The sequence below is a fragment of the Streptomyces ossamyceticus genome (genome assembly GCF_001418475.1).
Taxonomy (GTDB): domain Bacteria; phylum Actinomycetota; class Actinomycetes; order Streptomycetales; family Streptomycetaceae; genus Streptomyces; species Streptomyces ossamyceticus.
In genome coordinates this window covers 1-2,893 of the sequence record NZ_LIQX01000452.1, presented here as the reverse complement: position 1 = coordinate 2,893, position 2,893 = coordinate 1, and the positions used below count along the sequence as shown (strand labels likewise).

General features: G+C 72.5%; 1 protein-coding gene, 1 tRNA gene and 1 pseudogene. All 3 read right to left on the bottom strand.

What is annotated here, in order from left to right:
• Positions 1 to 290: 290 nt before the first annotated feature.
• A pseudogene (locus AOK15_RS29075) lies at positions 291 to 857 on the bottom strand (contact-dependent growth inhibition system immunity protein); the annotation flags it as partial.
• Positions 858 to 1,093: 236 nt separating this feature from the next.
• Positions 1,094 to 1,181: transfer RNA gene (locus tag AOK15_RS29070), tRNA-Leu, on the bottom strand.
• 174 nt (positions 1,182 to 1,355) lie between these two features.
• A partial coding sequence (locus AOK15_RS29065; protein ID WP_055521315.1) for an aldehyde dehydrogenase family protein occupies positions 1,356 to 2,893 on the bottom strand: 1,538 nt, incomplete at its 5' end.

Below are 2,893 nucleotides of genomic sequence, written 5' to 3'. Positions count from 1 at the left end.
CCCTTATCCGCCTCCCCTTGTTTTCATTGCCCCCGGCCCGCCGGCCCCCGACGACAGGGGTGTCACCGACCGCCGTTCCGGCCTTGGCAGGACCGTGTGGGCGGGGGTGAGCACCGCGTCGAGCGAACGGTCCGGCGCCCTCCGGCAGGCACCACCCGCCGCCCCGCACCGACGAGAGCGGCCCACCGAGCCGACGACTCGGCGGAAGCCGGGAACCATGGGCGCGCTGTCGGTGACCGGCCCACCTGCCTCCGGCCCCCCGGCGCGGGGCGGGGCCGCCCTGGGCCTTATCAGCCGCCGGACAGCTCCGCCGCCACCGACCGGAACCAGGCACCGTGGGAGAACGGCTCGGGCGGCCCGACCTCCATACCGAGTTCGGCGGTCGCCAAGGCGTAGTCCCCCTCGTCCAGGGGGAGGGCGAGCAGTTCGTGGAGCTCGCCCACGAGGCGTGCGACCACGTGGGGATCGGTGGTGGCGGCGTAGTCGGCGACGGCGTCGTGATCGGGGAAATCGTCGACGACGTCCTGCGAGAACCAGCCGCCGAGCAGTTGCGCGGTCTCCGGGAAGCGCGCGTGCCACTCCCAGTGCGTCTGCGGAGACGACGGTTCCGGGACGTCGCCCTCCTCGATGCTCTTCTTCAGGTGGTCGGCCGGCACCATCAGCCAGTCACCGATCTCGGACTGGGGCATCCCGGTGTCCGGGATCGCGTAGAACTCGCCGAGCCCGAGCCGGATACGACCCGGCGGGTTGCGGCTGTACTCGCGCAGCTGGCGCTCGGCCTCCGCGATGGCCCAGGGGCGGGAGTGCCAGGTGTGACGGAGGTAGGCGTCCAGCGCGCGGCTGCGCCGCCCGCTGGTAGTTCGGGAAGGACGACACGGCGCCGGCGTGCGGCTTGCCGTACGGCCATGCCTGGGTCGGCCCGTTCGTCTGCTGGTCGTGCAGGCGCTGCGCGAGCTGCTCGTCCGTCTTGCCGACGTGCTTGTCCAGGGTGCGGCATCGAGCCGAACACAAATCGGGGCCCGTGAACGACGAAATACCGGTGAGTCATAGACTCGACCGGTAATCGTGAACTCTTGAGGACGTCGTGAAACTGTGGTGTCCGAGGGGGGACTTGAACCCCCACGCCCGATAAAGGGCACTAGCACCTCAAGCTAGCGCGTCTGCCATTCCGCCACCCGGACCAGGTGTCTGCCGCCTGGGCGGGGGTGTTCCCCGCGGCGACATGGACAACAATACCAAGGTTTCGGAGTGGCTTTCACCTGCGTATCCGGGCCCCGGAGTGGGGTCGTGCGGGCCTCGCCGAGTCGGCCCGCACGCCTCTCACCAGGGGTGATCGGGTGATCACGGTCGGATGGTCACGGCCTGAGGTGGTACTCGGGGAAGTTGCCGGGCAGCCGCTCCCCCGGCGGTCCCTGGGTGACCGCCTTCACCAGCAGCTCACCGCCGACGAAGGCGCCGCGCCAGGACGCCCCGAAGCCGCCGAAGAGTTCCTCGCGGTCCCCGCGTGAGCGGGGAGCGCCGTGGCCGACCTTGAACGCCCGGATCTGCGGGGCCAGCCGCTCGTACGTCGCCCGGTCGTCGGTGGACAGGGTGGCCACGAGCGCGCCGTTCGAGGCGTTCATGGCGGCGAGCAGCTCCGCCTCGGTGTCGACGAGGACGATCGTGTCGACGGGGCCGAAGGGTTCCGCGTGGTGGAGCGGCGAGGACGGCGGCGGGTTCAGGAGGGTGACGGGCTGCACGTAGGCGCTCGTGTCCTGGCCGGGCAGGAAGCGGGCGTCGGCGGGGCTGCCCCGGTGCAGCGGGACGGCGCCCCGGACGACGGCCTCGGCGACCTGGTCGGTGAGTTCCTTGGCCTTGGCCGCGTTGATCACCGGGCCGAGGTCGAGCTGCGGGAAGGGGTCGTCCGGGTGCTCGACGGCCAGCGGATGGCCGACCCTCAGGGTGCGGACCGCCGGGAGGTACGCCGCGAGGAAGTCGTCGAACAGCGCGCGCTGGACGACGAAGCGCGGGTAGGCCGTGCAGCGCTGTTTGCCGTAGTCGAACAGTTTGGGGACGACGGCGGTCAGCGCGTCCCAGTCGGTGTGGTTCCAGATGCCCCAGGTGTTCAGGCCCTCCTGTTCCAGGATGTGTCGTTTGCCGAGGTCGGCGACGGCCGTGGCGACGGCGGCGCCGGTGTCCCGGCCGCCGACGAAGGAGACACAGCCGATCTCGGGGGCCCGCACCAGCGCCTCCGACAGCTCGCCCCCGCTGCCGCTGACCAGGGTGACGGGGATCCCCTCGCGGGCGACGAGCGCGCACGCCAGGGTGAGGCAGGCGACGCCGCCGTCGGTCGGGGTCTTCGCGATGACCGCGTTCCCGGCGAGGGCCTGGACCAGCATCGCGTGGACGAGCACGCTCATCGGGTAGTTCCAGCTGGCGATGTTGGACACCGGGCCGTCCAGCGGGGCCCGGTTCTCGACCATGGGCTCGATGCCGTCGACGTACCAGCGCACTCCGTCGATGGCCCGGTCCACGTCGGCCAGGGCGAGCCGCCAGGGCTTGCCGATCTCCCGGACGAGCAGCAGGGCGAGCAGGTCGCGGTGGTGGGTGAGGGCGTCGAGGGCGGCGGCGACCCGGGCCCGGCGCTCACCGAGGGGGACGTGGCGCCAGGCCCGGTGCTGGTCGAGTGAGGCGCGGACCGCCCGGTGCGCGGTGGCGGCGTCCAGGCGGGGCGGGCCCGCGACGGGGCTGCCGTCGACGGGGCTGGTGGCGGGCAGCACCCGGCCGTCGGCCTGCCAGGCGGCGCCCCAGAGGTTGAGGACGCGGTCGTCCCGGAAGGCCTCGGGGGCGACGGCGAGACAGCGCCGCCAGGCGTCGGACCAGGAGGTGCCCGCCTTGAGGGTGAGGGCGGGAG